Here is a 15,139-nt window from a genome sequence, read left to right on the forward strand (position 1 = left end):
CCCTGTTTCTTTGGAGTGAATTTGCAAACCATTCGGGCTGAGCTGCGACAGTTCTTGCAGCTGGCAATTCCTTTGGCTGCCGCCCAAGTAGCTCAAGCAGCGGTCGGCTTTGTCGATACGGTGATGATGGGGCGCCTGGGGCCAGAACCCTTAGCAGCAGGCGGTTTAGCCTCGGCGCTGTTTCAATTCATCTTGGCCACGGCCAGCGGAGCTGTCATGGCTGTGAGTCCGCTAGTCGCCGAAGCGCAGGGTGCAGGCAAAGACTACAAAATTGCTGCGATCGCTCGGCAAGGCCTGTGGCTCTCGGTCCTGCTGGGACTACCGGTCATGGTCATCATCGGCCAATTAGCCAACGTGATGCCAGCTTTGGGGCAGTCGGCAACCACGATCGCCCTTGCCCGCAACTATTGGGATGCCGTGCTTTGGGGCATCATTCCGGGACTGGGCTTTGCCATGTTGCGGGGCTACGTGGCAGCGCTGGGTCAAACGCGCATTATTTTGCCGCTGGTCTTGCTGGGCACGCTGGTCAATGGCATTGGCAACTATCTCCTGGGCTATGGGCAGTTCGGGTTCCCACGGCTGGAGCTGACAGGCTTGGGGCTGTCGAGTGCCCTGGGTTTATGGGTGATGTTTCTTGGGTTGCTGGCCTACACCGGCTGGCAGCCAGAGCTGCATCGCTATCCGTTTTGGCAGCATTGGCGCTTGCTGCAACCAACGATTTGCCGCCAAATCCTGCAATTAGGCTGGGCGATCGCAATCACGGTTGCGGTGGAATTTGGCCTGTTCACGATCATTACGATTCTGATGGGAGCGATTGGGGTCGAGGCGTTAGCGGCCCATCAAACGGTTTCGCAGACGATCATTTTGATTTTTATGGTGCCTTTGGGCTGCTCCTTTGCGATGACAGCACGGGTGGGCTGGTGGTTTGGTCGCCAGGATGGACCGGGGGCACGGCGGTCTGGACTGGTTGGCATCAGTGCGATCGCGATTTGGATGCTGCTGCCCTCCAGCGCCTTGCTCTTCTTTCCTCGCGCGATCGTAGGCATTTACGTTGACCTTAGCGATCCAGCCAACGCTGGACTGTTGGCTCTGGCATTGCCCATGCTGCGGATTGCGGCCTTTGCGCTAGTTCTCGATGGTGTGCAACGGGTTGCCATGGGCGCTTTGCATGGCCTACAAGATACCCGCATCCCCCTCCTGCTCAGTCTGGTTGCTTTCTGGGGCGTTGGAGTCGGGAGTAGTGCACTGTTGGGCTTTCAACTGGGCTGGGGCAGCACCGGACTCTGGATCGGTCAATCCTTGGGGGTTGCGATCGCTGGAGGACTCTTTTTGCGGCGCTTTTTGCGACTCACTCAGCGTTTAAATCAGCAGTTCCCGCTTCAGGCGCCGCTGACGACCCATTCGTAGCCCAGTTGGGATGAATTCGGCGATCGCTCAGCACCGATGCTCATCGGTGATTGGCAGTGCTTTCTAGGACGGAGCCTGTAAGCCTTGTCCCCAAGCATGCAATCCCTCCAATACCGGCAAGAGTGCCTGTCCTCGCTCGGTCAAAGCATATTCGACCCGAGGTGGAACTTCTGGATAGATAGTACGGGCGAGGACTCCATCTGCTTCCAACTCTCGCAGTTGGCTGGTCAATACTTTCTGGCTCACCCCTGTCAGCGATCGCTGCAGATCCGAAAAGCGGCGTACACCGTCTGCGAGTTCCCGAATGATCAGTAACTTCCAGCGACCTTGCATCACCCGCAGCGCTATTTCGGCAGGGCAATTACCGTGATCATGACTCTCTAAATAGCCGGGTGATGAGTCCATGGTTACAAACAGGTAACTAACGTACTTAACGGTGCGTTCTTGTCAGGAAATCGGATGATAGTTCAGACTGATGAGTAAGGAAATGCGATCGCTAATTAAGTGCTCATTTAGCTGATTGATTAGGCCTAAATCCTATTTAATCCTGATGATTAGAGTCGCGATCGCCCACAAATTGCTGTGAAGGATTGGCATCATGTCTACACTCAGTCCTCATTCTATTCACCTAGAAGCGGGCACCCACGCTCTCTGCTCCTGTGGCTTGAGTCAAGCCGGTCACTTTTGTGATGGCTCTCACCAAGGCTCGGGCAAAAGTCCGCAGATACTCAAGCTGGATCAGGCCAAAACAGTTTATCTCTGTAGCTGCAGTGCCAGTGGGAATGCTCCTTTTTGTGATGGTAGCCATACCCGCATCAGTGCCACTTCAGCTGCTTCCAGCCGCAAGCCTTGGTGGAAGTTCTGGGGATAGCATCGCTGCTCGGCTTGTTAGCTTGTGGTTAATCAGTGCGATCGCTCCAAGCCCTAACCGGGGTAGGGAGCGCATCGACTCTCAGGGTGCTTCTGCCTGAACAACAGAAGTCAACCCACTGTTGTTGACTTCATTCTCGGTGACTGTGATGGTTTCAACTACTAATCTCCGCTCAACTTTGACAACACCACTGTTTCGCCCTGCGGCGGACCGTTTTCACAGCCAAATTGAGTGGCTGGATAGTTGGCACAGCTTTAGTTTTGGAAGCCACTATGACCCCGCTTGGATGGGGTTTGGGCCACTGCGCGTGATTAACGATGACACGATTGCAGCGGGGAAAGGCTTTGGCATGCACCCCCACCGAGACATGGAAATTGTCACGGTCATGGTTGAGGGCGAGCTAACTCACCAAGATTCCATGGGCAATCGCGAGGTGCTGCGGGCTGGTGAAGTGCAGCGGATGAGTGCTGGCACGGGCGTCGTTCACAGCGAAGTCAACGCCAGCGATCGCCCCTGCCACTTGCTGCAGATCTGGATCGAACCCGTTCGTTTGGGCATTCCCCCCGCTTATGAGCAGAAGCCATTTGCGATCGCTGAGGGCTGGACGCCGTTGCTGAGTCCCACGCAAGACCAAGAAAGCATGGCGATCGATCGGCCTATCCGACTTTGGCGGGCGCAACCGGCTCCGGGAACAACCTTGGAAATCCCGATCGCTGCGAAAACCCTCGGCTGGATTCAGCTGATTGATGGGGCTGCCACGGTCGAATCTGATGCGGGCACCTCGCAGACCCTAGTCCGTGGCGATGGCCTCGGTTTCAGCCAAGGCCAAATCCAGCGGCTAACTAGCAGCCAAGCAGGGACTGATCTCCTGCTGTTTGAGCTGGTTTGAGTCCGTTTAGGTCACTGGAGGGCGCTCGCCCTCCAGTGTTGTCGCAGACTGCAGGGTTTCAGCCGATCGCAGGTTGAATAAGGTTTGACCTTCGGCATCTGTACCCGTGACTGCGATCGCGCTGATCGATCGCTGCCAGAGTCGCTGATCGCTGGCGAACAGTGCCAACCCGTGACTGGGAGCGGCTAGGAGCGCAATCAGGCGATCGCGTTTATCGGTGAACCGGAAGGCATTATTGCCCAAGTCACCGGCGCGACAGAGGCGCAGCAGTCCCAATGGCAGACGTTTGACTAGACCTAGCGTTGAGACCAGCAGCAAATCTTGGCCTGAAGGCACACTCAAGCAGCCCAACGGTTGTTCGCCCTCCCGTAGACGCAAGAGCCGAGGTTGACCTTGGGAAGTGCGACTCGCCAGTGGTAATTCCGACAGCGACAAGCGCAGCAAGCGACCACCACTACTGCCAAGTAGGACTTCCTGTTGGGGCGCACAGAGGCAAGCCGCTTGGATGGTTTCTTCCTCCACCAGCTTCAGCAGTTGCAATCCTCGATTAGAAATCTCCGCTAACTCAGTCAGCGCTAGACGTTTTGCTCGACCCTGACTGCTGAGCAGCAGGAGCGATCGCTCCTCGCTCGCAGGAGGCAAGAGTAAGGTCGCAGCGATCGCAGTGGACTGGCGACCGGTGGGCAAGAGATTGGCGATCGGCCCCAGATGAACCTCGCGCAGCGATCGCCGGTAGGCACGTCCTTCAGCGGTAATCACCAGCAAATCTTGGCTGGGGTCAGCCCACTGCAGCACTTTCGGAAAATCCGTTCGCTCTTGAGCGCCCGACCTGGCAGTCAGCCAGGGTTCCAGTTCAGTCGAATTAGCGGCCTGCAGCTGACCGCGATCGCTGAGGCAGAGCCAAGTCGGTTCTTGGAAAGCAAAGCGCGGCGCGGTGACTGGGGCAGAATCTGAGGCTGCGGAGTCGGTTGCTGAGTTGAAAATCAGCTCGCCTTGAATCGGGGCTGCCGTTGTCGGTGTTGGAGCCGATGGCTCGCTGGCAGGAACAACCGGAGCGGCGACTGGCTTGGGAGCTGCGAATGCTTCTGGGGGAATTTCGGGCAGACGCGTCCGGCGCAGACTGCCAAAACGCCGCTTCAGGTCGCGCAAATCTTTTTTCAGCGATTTGAGCAGGGTGGGGCGATCGTTCAGAAGGGTTTGCAGGCGAGCCTGTTGCTCCCGCAGGTTGGTAGCTTCTTGTTGCAGTTGTTCCTGCTCCAAGCCCGTGAGCCGCCGCATCGGCATTGACAGAACAGCATCGGCTTGGCGTTCATTCAGATCAAAGTGAACCTGCAAGCGGGCCCGAGCAGTGCTGCCATCTGGTGATTGGCGCAGGATCTCAATCAAGCCATCCAAATCACCCAAGCTGCGCAGCAAACCTTCCAGAATCATCAAGCGATGCTCGGTCTGCTCCAGCTCATGACCGTAGCGACGGCGCAGCGTCGCTTCTCGGAAGCTGAGGAACTGTTCCAGCAATTGCTTGAGGCTGAGCTGCTGGGGCTGACCTTCGACAATCGCCAGCAAAATAGCACCGAAGTTGCTCTGCAGAGCCGTGCGTTTGTAGAGCTGCTCTAGCACTTTGTCTGCTTGGGCATCGCGGCGCAGTTCAATCACTACCCGCATTCCTTCGCGATCGCTCTCGTCACGAATATCGGCAATGCCTTGCAGCTTGCCATCGTTGACTAAGTCAGCAACTTTTTCGATCCAGCCCGCTTTGCTGACCTGATAGGGCAGCTCACTGACGATGATCACTGGGCGACGGTGGCGACCTTTGGCTGGTTGGATTTCTTCAACCCGTGCCACCCCGCGCACCGGAATACTGCCGCGCCCCTCGGAATAGGCATCGATAATGCCCCGCGCATCAATCACCTCGCCGCCTGTGGGAAAGTCGGGGCCTGGCACATAGCGCAGCAGATCGCGATCGCTGAGTTGGGGGCGATCGATTAAAGCGATCAGCGCATCGACAATTTCGCCCAAATTATGGGGCGGAATGTTGGTCGCCATGCCGACGGCGATGCCCGAGCAACCATTCAGCAACAGGAAGGGCAACTGGGCTGGGAGGACCGAGGGTTCTTGCTGCGAGTTGTCGAAGTTAGCAACAAAATCGACGGTTTCTTCGCCAATTTCTTCCAGCAGCGCCACGTGGCTGACGGGTGCGAGGCGGGTTTCGGTGTAGCGCATCGCCGCTGGCGGATCATTATCGATCGAGCCAAAGTTGCCATGCCCCGCCAGCAAGGGATAGCGACTACTAAAGTCCTGCACCAAGCGCACAAGCGCGTCGTAAACCGCCTGATCGCCGTGGGGATGATACTTACCCAACACGTCACCCACCACCCGCGCACTTTTGCGGAAGGGGCGATCGGGTGTCAGACCCAGTTCATGCATGGCATAGAGAATGCGCCGCTGCACTGGCTTGAGGCCATCGCGAGCATCGGGCAAGGCCCGGCCCACGATCACACTCATGGCGTACTCCAGATAGGAGCGTTGCATTTCTTGGTGGAGTGCTGTCGGCAGAATGCGATCAGCGCCGTTGAACTGGATCGAGTCGGTCATGCCTTAGCCAAACTGGCGATCGTTGTCGCAGTAAGCAACGTGGCCTAGCATAACGGACGCTTTCGTCCTGCTGTGGCAGACTCCAAAGTCAGTGCTTGCGAGGTTTGGCGATGGCGACCTTACTCTTGGTCGAGGATGACCCAACCAATGCTCGGGTCCTTGCCAAAATCTTGGAAAAACGGGGCGGCTACAGCGTGCAGCACTGTGAAGATGTCGCCACGATTTTGTCGGTCTGTGCCAGCGGCGCGATCGCTCTGGTCTTACTCGATATCTCCCTCGCCCACAGTACCTATCAAGGACGGCAACTGAATGGCATCGAAATTGCCCAATTGTTGCGCCAAAACCCGCAGACAGCGCAGCTCCCGATCGTGTTGCTGACAGCCCACGCCATGATCGGCGATCGCGATCAGTTTCTGCAGGCCAGCCAAGCTGATGCCTACATCGTCAAACCGGTGATCGACTACGACGCCTTTCTGCAGCTGATTCAGCAATTACAGGCGGCGCCCCGTTCGGTCTAGCGGGCTAGAGTCAGAACAGGGTTGATCACAAAGTCAAGTGCAATTTGCGATCGCCCACACCGAGTCACCGAGCAATCGCCAAGATGCCCCTGCCGGATTATCAAGCCCTGATGTTGCCGCTCTTACAGTTGTTGGCGGATCAGCAAGTCCATCGCACTCGCGCTGTCATTGAAGCCTTGGCAGAGTCTTTTCAGTTGACTTCTGCTGAGAGACAGCACTTACTACCCAGCGGTAAAAAATTTACGTTTGATAACCGGGTAGGTTGGGCACGCACATACCTGAAGAAAGCAGGGTTAATTGACAGTCCTCAACGGGGCTTTTTGCAGATTACGGCTGCAGGACAGGAGGTACTCCGACATAATCCCTCCAAAATTGATGTTGGCTATCTTGATCAGTTCGAAGGCTTCCGAGAATTTCGAGGTCTATCTGGTACGACTACCGAAACGCCAGCGATCGCTGATCTAACGCAAACACCCAATACGCCTGAAGAAGATTTAGATGCGGTCTATCAGCAACTAAGGTCTGATCTTAGGTCTGATTTGCTGCAGACTATCAAGAGTTGCTCCCCAGCCTTTTTTGAGCGCTTAGTCGTTGAGCTGCTGGTGGCCATGGGTTATGGCGGTTCCCGCCGAGAAGCGGGTCAAGCGATCGGCCGCAATAACGATGAAGGCATTGACGGCATTATCAAAGAGGATCGTTTGGGCTTAGACATTATCTATATCCAAGCGAAGCGCTGGGATGCAGTCGTTGGCCGGCCGGAGATTCAAAAGTTTGCAGGAGCGCTGCAGGGGCAACGGGCTCGCAAAGGTATCTTTATCACGACCTCTGCTTTCTCTAAGGAAGCTGCCGATTATGTTCGTAAGATTGACTCGAAAATCATTTTGATTGACGGTCAAACCTTAGCGGAATACATGATTGATAACAACGTCGGAGTGACGGTAGAAGCAATCTATGAGCTAAAGCGAATTGATCGCGATTATTTCATTGAAGACTAAGTGCGGTTAAACCCGTTGTGGATAACTGATTTGAGAAGAATAGATAACGGCCAACATCACGCGGCTGATGTGGCGGGGCCGTGCGATCGCTTAATAAACTGAAACCCAGCCGCAGAGACATGAGAATTCAGAAAGAGTCTGCGACTGGGACGGTCAATCACTTGGAGTGGTTAGGCACCGATTTGGTTGCCGCGACGATATTGCAGGTAGGCCGCCACAAACAAGCCTGCCAAGGTAATCGGGATTAGGCCGAGAACGATACCGCAGAGCAAAGGCTCGATCATGATCTGCTGCCTCTTGGAAATACAGGGTGCTTAAGCAGTGTAGCGACTGAGATGACCCGCCGAAAAGCCCAAGGCAAGCGGCGATCGCTGCTGCTGCCCCTCTGATTGTAAAGGTGTATGATCATTCTGAGACACGTCTTAAGGGCAAGAAACGGTCTTGGTCCCGCGATCGCGAGCGCTGTGGAACAATCTCTCTCCAAAGTCATTGAACCTCGCGCAGCTCAAGTCTTGGGCTGGATCGCCGCTGGCGTCGTTGTTATCGCAATCGGCCTGCTGCTAACCTTTTTTCGCCCCACTGACCCCTACGTCAGTACCGTGCTGACCTTGACGGGTGATACAGAGCGCGGTCAAGCCATCTTCCAAATTAATTGTGCAGGTTGTCATGGCCTAGAGGGGCGTGGACTTGTGGGGCCAGACCTCGCCAACGTCTCGAATCGCAAGTCACGCAAAGACCTGATTTTACAGGTCACAACCGGCGAAACACCCCCCATGCCCAAGTTTCAGCCCAGTCCAGAGACGATGGCAGACCTCCTCAGCTATCTCGAAACTTTGTAGTGCCGGCTCGTAACAACTGACACTGCAGCCCGAGCGCGAACATGGCTTGCTGAGAGCACTGTTACAGAGCAAGCGATGGGGTCAGCGGCGGAACATTGGCCAGCGATCGCAGCCTTGGGCGATCGCGTGGAAGCAGCCCTGCAAGCAGCAGGTGTTGATCTCTGGATGGGTGGTGAACCTACCTTTGTGGCCGCTGATCAACTGGAAGATCCGCAATGGCGAACCGCTGCATTAGGGACTGAGAAATATCAGCTCGGCCAGCAACTGCGCGATCGCCTCGTCACAACGTTTCAGCTGCCGCACCCTTTGTTGATTGAAGGAACTGGCAAGTGGTATCCCGGTGAGGCTGCTCCACGGTGGTCTTTAGGTGCCTATTGGCGACGGGACGGTCAGCCGCTCTGGACGGGCGACCCCCTGACGATGCGTTCTGGAACTGTGGCGATCGCGTCAGCAGAACAGTTTGTACAAACCCTCCAACAAATTCTTCAACTGCCAGACGTTGCACCGTGGCGAGTGCGCCAAGAAGCAGCTGTTGTCTTACCCCTACTGCCAATTCGCAAGGCCGATCAGCCCGCTTGGGCCACCTGCACGTGGTCTTCTGTGTCAGGGGCAGACCTCGTTCCACTCGAAGGTGAAACTCCTTTAGGACTGCGACTCCCTCTTCAACAACTGGGAGAAGTGGACTTGCCCTATGAGCCCGATGACAGCACTGACTTAGTCGACTGGCAGCCGGATACCGCTGTTCTCGCGCCTCCCAATAGTCTGAAGCTGGCTGTGATCGTCCGCGAAGTTCAGCAGCAATTGCGGGTCTTTCTGCCCCCTTTGATTTCAGCCCCCGCCTATCTCCACCTATTGCAAGCGATCGCGCAGACTAGCCGACGCTTGCAGCAACCGATTCAACTCGAGGGCTATCCACCACCGCGCCATCCTGAGCTGATGGGCTTCCAGGTCACACCAGATCCCGGTGTCCTTGAAGTCAATATCCATCCAGTCGGAGATTGGCGATCGCTGGCTGACCAAACCAAGAGTCTTTATCAGGAAGCGCAAACGCTGGGGCTGACGGCGCGGCGCTATCAATTCAATGGCTTACCAACCGATACGGGCGGGGGTGCACACATCACCTTGGGCGGACGATCGCCCGAAACCAGTCCTCTGTTGCGGCGACCCGATCTGCTACGGAGCCTAATCAGTTACTGGCAGCATCACCCCAGCTTGTCCTATGGGTTTGCAGGTTGGTTCATTGGCCCTACCTGCCAAGCGCCACGAGTTGATGAAGGTCGCCCAGAAGTGCTCTACGAGTTGGAATTGGCCTTTGAGCAACTCCAAATGAGTGCAGAGCCCGCCGCCATTGATGGCCTTCTAGGGCATTTGCTGGCGGATGTCAGTGGCAACACCCATCGTGCTGAGTTTTGTCTGGATAAGTTATGGCCTAGCCAAATCCCCACTCAACAGTGGGGCGTGCTGGAATTACGAGCTTTTGCCATGCCGCCGGATGCAGCGGAACGCCTCCTGCAACTGCTCCTGGTGCGCGCTTTGGTCGCTTGGTTCTGGCGATCGCCTTTTCAAGCACCGCTACGTCGTTGGGGCACTCAGCTACACGATCGCTTTCTCAGTCCTGAGGCGATCCAAGCTGATTTTCAAGCAGTGCTAGCTGACCTTGCTGAAGCAGGATTTGTCTTCAATCCAGCCTGGTTTGACAGCCACTTTGCTGAGCGCTTTCCCTGCCTAGGCAATCTGGAACTAACGCCCGACTGGTCACTAGATCTCCAGCGGGGGCTCGAACCCTGGCCGGTGCTAGCGGATGACGTCAATGAAAGCGGAACCAGTCGACGGGTTGATGCTTCTTTAGAACGGCTGCAAATTCGGGTGCAAGGCCCCGCCGATCGCCTGCAATCGCTAGAGATCGTCTGCAATGGTTGGCGAATTCCCTGGCACTGGCAAAGCCATAATCAGGCGATCGCGATCGTGCGTTTTCGTGCCCGTCCTCGCCTCGGGACCGTGCCGCTAGCAGCGATCGCTCCTCAAGTCCCGCTGGAGATTCAACTCTTCGAGGCTCAGCAAGGACTCGGAGGCTGTCGCTATTGGCCCGAAGCTCCTGGTGGCGGACTCTATGACCAGTTACCGACTACCACTGCCGAAGCCGCTCAACGGTGTCGTGATCGTTTTCAGGCCCTTCCCGCTGTTGCTTGGCAGGATTGGCCGCACTTAGCGATGGCAGCAGAATTTCCTGAGACCGCTGACCTGCGGCGATCGCAGTCGTACTGATAAGCGATCGTTTAGTGCTGACCTTGGGATAACAGTCAGATCAATCCTCAATCTGAGCGACTCCACGATTCATATAGATTGCTATCGCTTCAAGGGCAGCAATCGACAAATCCACTGTCAACCGAGGTTTAGAGCCTGGTTCTTAATCATTATCCAAGCTAGATCTCAATCATTGAGCGCTGGGCGAGAATCAGGTGATACAGAATAATGAAAAAAGTCGCTCAGTTTTGCCTTGACTGATTTCTATGAACACAATTGAACCAACTGAGTCGACTGAGCTACTTCGCTTACGATAGCCAGCTTGTATTGCTTGCAGCTGACTAACTTCAAATCAGTTTGTGAAGGCTTCTTTTATGCTAGAAAGCTTTGTTTTAGCAACTCTTTTGCTAGGCTTCTTCGGCATCTTATTCAAGAAAAATTTGATTATGAAGGTCATCGCCATGGATGTGATGACCACGGGAGTCATTGCCTACTTTGTTGTCATTGCTGCCCGCGACGGACTATTTACCCCAATTCTGACTGGCGAACAGACTCGTGCCTATGCTGACCCAGTGCCACAGGCAGTAATTCTAACTGCGATCGTCATTGGATTTTCGATTCAGGCACTGATTCTAGTAGGAGTTATGAAGTTATCCAAAGACAATCCAACCCTAGAAATCAGTGAGATTGAACGTAACAATACACCATGACAGACTTAACTATCCTTTGGATCTTCTCTCCATTTTTACTAGGATTTTTAGCCTATATTTTCCCACAGCTCAGTAGATCGCTCTCGCTATTGATGGCGATCGCGTCTGCAGCTTTTGCAGGCAGTCTCTTTATTCGAGACACCCCGTTAACACTCCAATTACTTGATCAGTTTGGGGTTCAACTCCTACTTGATCCCTTAACAGCGTTCTTCATTCTGACGAATGCACTCGTTACTTCAGCAGTTGTCATCTACTGTTGGAGTGGCCGCAAGACAGCTTTCTTTTACACACAGCTTTTGATGCTGCATGGCAGTGTGAATGCTGCGTTTGCCTGTGCAGATTTTATGAGTCTGTACGTCGCCTTAGAAGTTCTGAGTATTGCAGCATTTCTCCTCATTTCTTATCCTCGTAGCGATCGCTCAATTTGGATTGGTCTTCGCTATCTCTTTGTTAGCAATGTTGCCATGCTGTTCTATCTTGTCGGTACAGCACTGGTTTATCAAGCCAATCATTCCTTTGCCTTTGAAGGGTTGCAGAATGCCCCTTTAGAAGCGATCGCCCTCATCTTCGTCGGTCTACTGGTCAAAGGAGGCATTTTCATCTTAGGGCTGTGGCTTCCTTTGACCCATTCAGAGTCTGAGTCCCCTGTCTCTGCATTGATGTCTGGGGTTGTTGTCAAGGCAGGCGTACTGCCCCTCGTTCGCTGCGCACTGCTATTTGAGGAAGTCGATCCGATTGTTCGCCTTTTTGGTGTTAGCACCGCCCTATTTGGTGTCTTCTACGCTGTCCTTGAGAAAGATACAAAGCGTATCTTGGCATTTCACACCATCTCCCAGATTGGTTTCATTCTGGCTGCACCAGAAGTCGGCGGTTTCTATGCTCTCTCTCATGGATTGGTGAAAGCGGCTCTATTCCTCATTGCAGGCGTGTTACCCAGTCGCAATATCAAGGAGCTACAACAGCAGAGCATGTCAACTTCTATATGGATAGCTCTCGCGATCGCCAGTTTTTCAATCTCAGGATTTCCTCTCTTGTCAGGATTTGGTGCAAAAGTCTTGACGATGAAAAACTTGCTTCCTTGGCAGGTAATTGGCATGAATCTAGCTGCTTTAGGCACGGCTATCTCATTTGCAAAGTTTATCTTTCTCCCCCATCAGCAAGCAGACTCAGAGCAATCGCCTCAACAAGCAAGCTTTTGGGTAGCCATGATAGTGCTCTTAGGAGGGTTGGTAGTAGCCAATGTTGCCTACTACGAGGCCTACACATTCGAGAACATTGCAAAACCGCTTCTAACCATTGCCGGTGGGTGGTTAGCCTACCTCTTCATTTTCCAGAAACTAGTTGTTAAGTTACCACGTGTTTTTGAACAGTTTGAGCACTTGATGGGGATTATGATCCTCAGTCTTGTCATCATTTTTGGAATGACCGCAGTATGATTGGCCATTTTCTGCTTAGGATTATTATTTGGTTTCTACTAACGGCTAATTTTGAGCTTCCCAATATTATTATTGGGATTATTGTTGCTCTCTCTCTTCCCTATATCCCTCTTTTTAAATCAACTGATAAGATTCAAGATTTATTGAAGAGCTTATGGCAAATAGCCATCGCAATTCCGCAGGCTTACTTAGAAGCATTTCAGCTTATTCTCCATCCCCATCGGCAAGAGGAAATCGTAATCGAGCGAATCAAATCAGAGCGATCGCCAAGACTAGTTTTCTTGGATATTTTCTTGATTACTCTTACACCTAAAACTGTCGTCCTAAAATACAACGAGCAGGGCTGGTACGAGGTACATCGTGTGCGGAGGAAGAAAAAGTGATTTTAAACTTAGTTTTGATCGCTATGATCTTAACGCTTCTCATTCCTCTCTATGTAGCCTCAAAAAACGAGGATATTTGGCAGGCAATGCTAGCTTTTTCAAGCGTTGCAACAAAAGCATCCGTTATCATTCTTCTCGTTTCTGTTCTGCGTGATGACTGGATGATTGGAGTGGTTGGTGTGATTATTCTTAGCGTGGGCAATTCAGGATTCATGTTATTGGCACATATTTTGAAGCGTTTAGGTGACTCATGATCAGCATTTTAAGCTATTGCTTGATTGGCATTGGACTATTTTTCTGGATTTGGGGAACACCCATTTTATTGAGTAGGCGATCGGTTCTTTTTAAACTACATAATCTTTCAGTTTCAGACACATTGGGATCGATTAGTATCATTTTAGGTTTGCTCTTAAGAAGGCCGAGCGAACTTCCTTTACTTATCCTCGCAATTCTTTCATTAGCCCTTTGGAACACAATGCTAGGCTATGTCCTTGCCTACTGCTCAAGTGAACAACTCTCTCACCAAAGGAATATGAATGGATAGTTACATCTATTTCATTGCAGCCTTATTACCCTTAGTCTCGGCTGTTCTAATCTATCAAACCAATCCCTATCGAGCCTTATTAACTCGAGGAATTCTAGGGGCGATCGCTGCACTGATGTACACCATTATGGGTGCAGCTGATGTTGCATTAACTGAGGCTTTAGTCGGAACTTTATTAGCAGTTACTCTCTATGCCATTGCCATCCGCTCTTCACTCGTTATTCGCCTAGGTATTCTTTGCCAGATGAGATCAGAAGATAATTCTGACCAATCAAATAGTCAGCTCAATGAGCTAATCGCTGATTTTCGAAAAATATTCAACAAGTACAATCTACGTCTGGAAATCGTCACCTTTGATGACTCAAGTGATTTAATGCGAAGCTTATCGAACAAAGAAGTTCATGCAATTTGTTTACAAGCAGAAGAAATAGGCAAAGAACACTCTGTTTTGGGATACCGCTTTCAGATAATCACGCGCCTTCAACGACTACATGAAATTATGATTGCCAATTTCAAGTCTGATCTAACTTACATCGCCTATGGCAACTCATTCAGTGAAACAGGAGTTCTTTTATGAAGTGGGTCTATCTAATTGCTGGCATTGTTGCTTTTTTCAAAATATTGCTACTCCCCAACCCAGCCCCTCAATTATCGTTCTCAATCGTTGAGGCCATTGTTCAAGATAGTGGGGTGATCAATGCTGTCTCAGGGGTAATTTTTCGGAATCGTTTATACGACACGATTTTTGAAGTCATTGTCTTTACGATTGCGATTATGGGGGCTCACTTCCTGCTAGCCAATGACCCGCTTCCCTCAAAAATTCATCAATTTACTGATCCTCCCTCTCAGCTATTAGCACGACTGGGAGCAACGATTTCTGCCCTTGTCGGAATTGAGCTAGCAATTCGAGGACATCTCAGCCCTGGTGGTGGATTTGCCGCTGGAGTGGCTGGTGGTACAGCAATTGGGTTGATTGCAATGACATCATCACCTGCCAGGATGCAAGAGGTCTATCAGCGTTGGCAAGCCGCAACTTGGGAAAAAGTTGCAGTGCTCGTCTTCATTGTTCTTTCAGTCCTGACGCTGATCGGGTTTGAATTGTCTCAAGGACAATTGGGGTCACTCTTGAGTGGTGGGATGATTCCGATTCTGAATATCCTTGTTGCGATTAAAGTTGCCCTAGGAGCTTGGTCAGTTATTCTGACGTTTATTCGTTACCGAGGCTTACTATAAATCTCAGGCACTGTTGGCATTGTCAGTTATGGCCATTCGTTTGCTTAGATTGCTGTTTTAGCGCTGCAGCTATCGGATATCTAAATTTCACTAACTTAGATATCCGATAGCTGAGAGAGTTTACTGCGCTCTTTGATCTAGTCTTTGCGATCAATCTGTATTGACAGATCGTGCTTTGGCAGAATTGGCTCAGTCAGCACTCATTAACTCGTTTGAACTGAATCAATAGCAGCCCCACAAAGAACAACTCCGAGGTCTTGCCGTGTTTCGACCTCGGAGTCATTCTGAGCGTTCACTCCTCACTTGCCCTTTAGCCTAACGGCTGAGTAAAGAGCATCGATATAGTTTATGCCACTTTCTCTACTTGGCACAGATTTTCGCGGAAGGACGATCGCGGAAGCCTATGTCACTACTTTTGATTGATCACTCTTTCGGGAAGATCTGCATCAACAGATGCCTGAGACTGGTTCTACAAGCT

The 15,139-nt window shown here is 52.3% G+C and carries 17 protein-coding genes; 14 read left to right on the forward strand and 3 right to left on the reverse strand.

Annotated elements, in window-relative coordinates; translation table 11 throughout:
- The first annotated feature begins 15 nt into the window (after positions 1 to 15).
- Positions 16 to 1,407, forward strand: a complete 1,392-nt coding sequence (locus DOP62_RS03245) for an MATE family efflux transporter (RefSeq protein WP_370538859.1) — start codon at positions 16 to 18, stop codon at positions 1,405 to 1,407.
- A gap of 63 nt (positions 1,408 to 1,470) precedes the next feature.
- On the opposite strand, the gene DOP62_RS03250 is transcribed toward DOP62_RS03245, so the two are convergent.
- Positions 1,471 to 1,812: a winged helix-turn-helix transcriptional regulator gene (locus tag DOP62_RS03250; protein ID WP_208673238.1), complete on the reverse strand. Its 342-nt coding sequence runs from the start codon at positions 1,810 to 1,812 to the stop codon at positions 1,471 to 1,473.
- Between the two features lie 193 nt (positions 1,813 to 2,005).
- Here DOP62_RS03250 and DOP62_RS03255 point away from each other — a divergent pair, with 193 nt between their 5' ends.
- On the forward strand, positions 2,006 to 2,278 hold the full coding sequence (locus DOP62_RS03255) for a CDGSH iron-sulfur domain-containing protein (RefSeq protein WP_208673240.1): 273 nt from the start codon (positions 2,006 to 2,008) through the stop codon (positions 2,276 to 2,278).
- 148 nt (positions 2,279 to 2,426) lie between these two features.
- On the forward strand, positions 2,427 to 3,167 hold the full coding sequence (locus DOP62_RS03260; protein WP_208673242.1) for a pirin family protein: 741 nt from the start codon (positions 2,427 to 2,429) through the stop codon (positions 3,165 to 3,167).
- A gap of 6 nt (positions 3,168 to 3,173) precedes the next feature.
- On the opposite strand, the gene DOP62_RS03265 is transcribed toward DOP62_RS03260, so the two are convergent.
- A complete protein-coding gene (locus DOP62_RS03265; RefSeq protein WP_208673244.1) occupies positions 3,174 to 5,759 on the reverse strand; it encodes a DNA gyrase/topoisomerase IV subunit A in 2,586 nt (861 codons plus the stop codon).
- A 110-nt stretch (positions 5,760 to 5,869) separates the two neighbouring features.
- On the opposite strand from DOP62_RS03265, the gene DOP62_RS03270 reads away from it, so the two are divergent.
- Positions 5,870 to 6,277 carry a response regulator gene (locus tag DOP62_RS03270; RefSeq protein ID WP_208673247.1) on the forward strand — a complete coding sequence of 136 codons (408 nt, stop codon included), beginning with the start codon at positions 5,870 to 5,872 and terminating at the stop codon, positions 6,275 to 6,277.
- Positions 6,278 to 6,360: 83 nt separating this feature from the next.
- A complete protein-coding gene (locus DOP62_RS03275) occupies positions 6,361 to 7,272 on the forward strand; it encodes a restriction endonuclease (protein WP_208673249.1) in 912 nt (303 codons plus the stop codon).
- Positions 7,273 to 7,442: 170 nt separating this feature from the next.
- Here DOP62_RS03275 and petG read toward each other — a convergent pair whose 3' ends face one another.
- A complete protein-coding gene (gene petG / locus DOP62_RS03280) occupies positions 7,443 to 7,556 on the reverse strand; it encodes a cytochrome b6-f complex subunit V (protein WP_208673251.1) in 114 nt (37 codons plus the stop codon).
- A 180-nt stretch (positions 7,557 to 7,736) separates the two neighbouring features.
- Between petG and DOP62_RS03285 the strand changes: the two genes are divergently transcribed.
- The 9 genes from DOP62_RS03285 to DOP62_RS03325 all read left to right on the forward strand — a co-directional run bounded on the left by DOP62_RS03285 (position 7,737) and on the right by DOP62_RS03325 (position 14,661).
- Positions 7,737 to 8,111, forward strand: coding sequence for a c-type cytochrome (locus tag DOP62_RS03285; protein ID WP_261789802.1), 375 nt, complete (start codon positions 7,737 to 7,739; stop codon positions 8,109 to 8,111).
- Positions 8,112 to 8,186: 75 nt separating this feature from the next.
- Positions 8,187 to 10,376 (forward strand): transglutaminase family protein, encoded by a 2,190-nt coding sequence (locus tag DOP62_RS03290; RefSeq protein ID WP_208673253.1) that lies wholly within the window; start codon positions 8,187 to 8,189, stop codon positions 10,374 to 10,376.
- A gap of 353 nt (positions 10,377 to 10,729) precedes the next feature.
- The gene (locus DOP62_RS03295; protein ID WP_208677022.1) at positions 10,730 to 11,065 is read left to right on the forward strand and encodes a cation:proton antiporter subunit C; all 336 of its coding nucleotides are present in this window, start codon (positions 10,730 to 10,732) and stop codon (positions 11,063 to 11,065) included.
- The gene (locus DOP62_RS03300) at positions 11,062 to 12,501 is read left to right on the forward strand and encodes a cation:proton antiporter (protein ID WP_208673254.1); all 1,440 of its coding nucleotides are present in this window, start codon (positions 11,062 to 11,064) and stop codon (positions 12,499 to 12,501) included. Before DOP62_RS03295 ends, DOP62_RS03300 begins: the two co-directional genes overlap by 4 nt.
- A complete protein-coding gene (locus DOP62_RS03305; protein ID WP_208673255.1) occupies positions 12,498 to 12,884 on the forward strand; it encodes a Na+/H+ antiporter subunit E in 387 nt (128 codons plus the stop codon). The genes DOP62_RS03300 and DOP62_RS03305 overlap by 4 nt, the downstream gene beginning before the upstream one ends.
- Positions 12,881 to 13,138, forward strand: coding sequence for a hypothetical protein (locus DOP62_RS03310; RefSeq protein ID WP_370538860.1), 258 nt, complete (start codon positions 12,881 to 12,883; stop codon positions 13,136 to 13,138). The genes DOP62_RS03305 and DOP62_RS03310 overlap by 4 nt, the downstream gene beginning before the upstream one ends.
- A complete protein-coding gene (locus DOP62_RS03315; protein WP_208673256.1) occupies positions 13,135 to 13,428 on the forward strand; it encodes a monovalent cation/H(+) antiporter subunit G in 294 nt (97 codons plus the stop codon). The genes DOP62_RS03310 and DOP62_RS03315 overlap by 4 nt, the downstream gene beginning before the upstream one ends.
- Positions 13,421 to 14,005 (forward strand): DUF4040 domain-containing protein, encoded by a 585-nt coding sequence (locus DOP62_RS03320; RefSeq protein ID WP_208673257.1) that lies wholly within the window; start codon positions 13,421 to 13,423, stop codon positions 14,003 to 14,005. The genes DOP62_RS03315 and DOP62_RS03320 overlap by 8 nt, the downstream gene beginning before the upstream one ends.
- A complete protein-coding gene (locus DOP62_RS03325; protein ID WP_208673259.1) occupies positions 14,002 to 14,661 on the forward strand; it encodes a Na(+)/H(+) antiporter subunit B in 660 nt (219 codons plus the stop codon). The genes DOP62_RS03320 and DOP62_RS03325 overlap by 4 nt, the downstream gene beginning before the upstream one ends.
- Positions 14,662 to 15,139: the final 478 nt, after the last annotated feature.

The organism is Synechococcus elongatus PCC 11801 (assembly GCF_003846445.2).
GTDB classification, from domain to species: Bacteria; Cyanobacteriota; Cyanobacteriia; order Synechococcales; family Synechococcaceae; genus Synechococcus; species Synechococcus elongatus_A.

Coding starts and splice junctions, on each gene's coding strand:
- DOP62_RS03250 (WP_208673238.1), bottom strand. CDS start 1,812: ATGGACTCATCACCCGGCTATTTAGAGAGTCATGATCACGGTAATTGC.
- DOP62_RS03255 (WP_208673240.1), top strand. CDS start 2,006: ATGTCTACACTCAGTCCTCATTCTATTCACCTAGAAGCGGGCACCCAC.
- DOP62_RS03260 (WP_208673242.1), top strand. CDS start 2,427: ATGGTTTCAACTACTAATCTCCGCTCAACTTTGACAACACCACTGTTT.
- DOP62_RS03265 (WP_208673244.1), bottom strand. CDS start 5,759: ATGACCGACTCGATCCAGTTCAACGGCGCTGATCGCATTCTGCCGACA.
- DOP62_RS03270 (WP_208673247.1), top strand. CDS start 5,870: ATGGCGACCTTACTCTTGGTCGAGGATGACCCAACCAATGCTCGGGTC.
- DOP62_RS03275 (WP_208673249.1), top strand. CDS start 6,361: ATGCCCCTGCCGGATTATCAAGCCCTGATGTTGCCGCTCTTACAGTTG.
- petG (WP_208673251.1), bottom strand. CDS start 7,556: ATGATCGAGCCTTTGCTCTGCGGTATCGTTCTCGGCCTAATCCCGATT.
- DOP62_RS03290 (WP_208673253.1), top strand. CDS start 8,187: ATGGGGTCAGCGGCGGAACATTGGCCAGCGATCGCAGCCTTGGGCGAT.
- DOP62_RS03295 (WP_208677022.1), top strand. CDS start 10,730: ATGCTAGAAAGCTTTGTTTTAGCAACTCTTTTGCTAGGCTTCTTCGGC.
- DOP62_RS03300 (WP_208673254.1), top strand. CDS start 11,062: ATGACAGACTTAACTATCCTTTGGATCTTCTCTCCATTTTTACTAGGA.
- DOP62_RS03305 (WP_208673255.1), top strand. CDS start 12,498: ATGATTGGCCATTTTCTGCTTAGGATTATTATTTGGTTTCTACTAACG.
- DOP62_RS03315 (WP_208673256.1), top strand. CDS start 13,135: ATGATCAGCATTTTAAGCTATTGCTTGATTGGCATTGGACTATTTTTC.
- DOP62_RS03320 (WP_208673257.1), top strand. CDS start 13,421: ATGGATAGTTACATCTATTTCATTGCAGCCTTATTACCCTTAGTCTCG.
- DOP62_RS03325 (WP_208673259.1), top strand. CDS start 14,002: ATGAAGTGGGTCTATCTAATTGCTGGCATTGTTGCTTTTTTCAAAATA.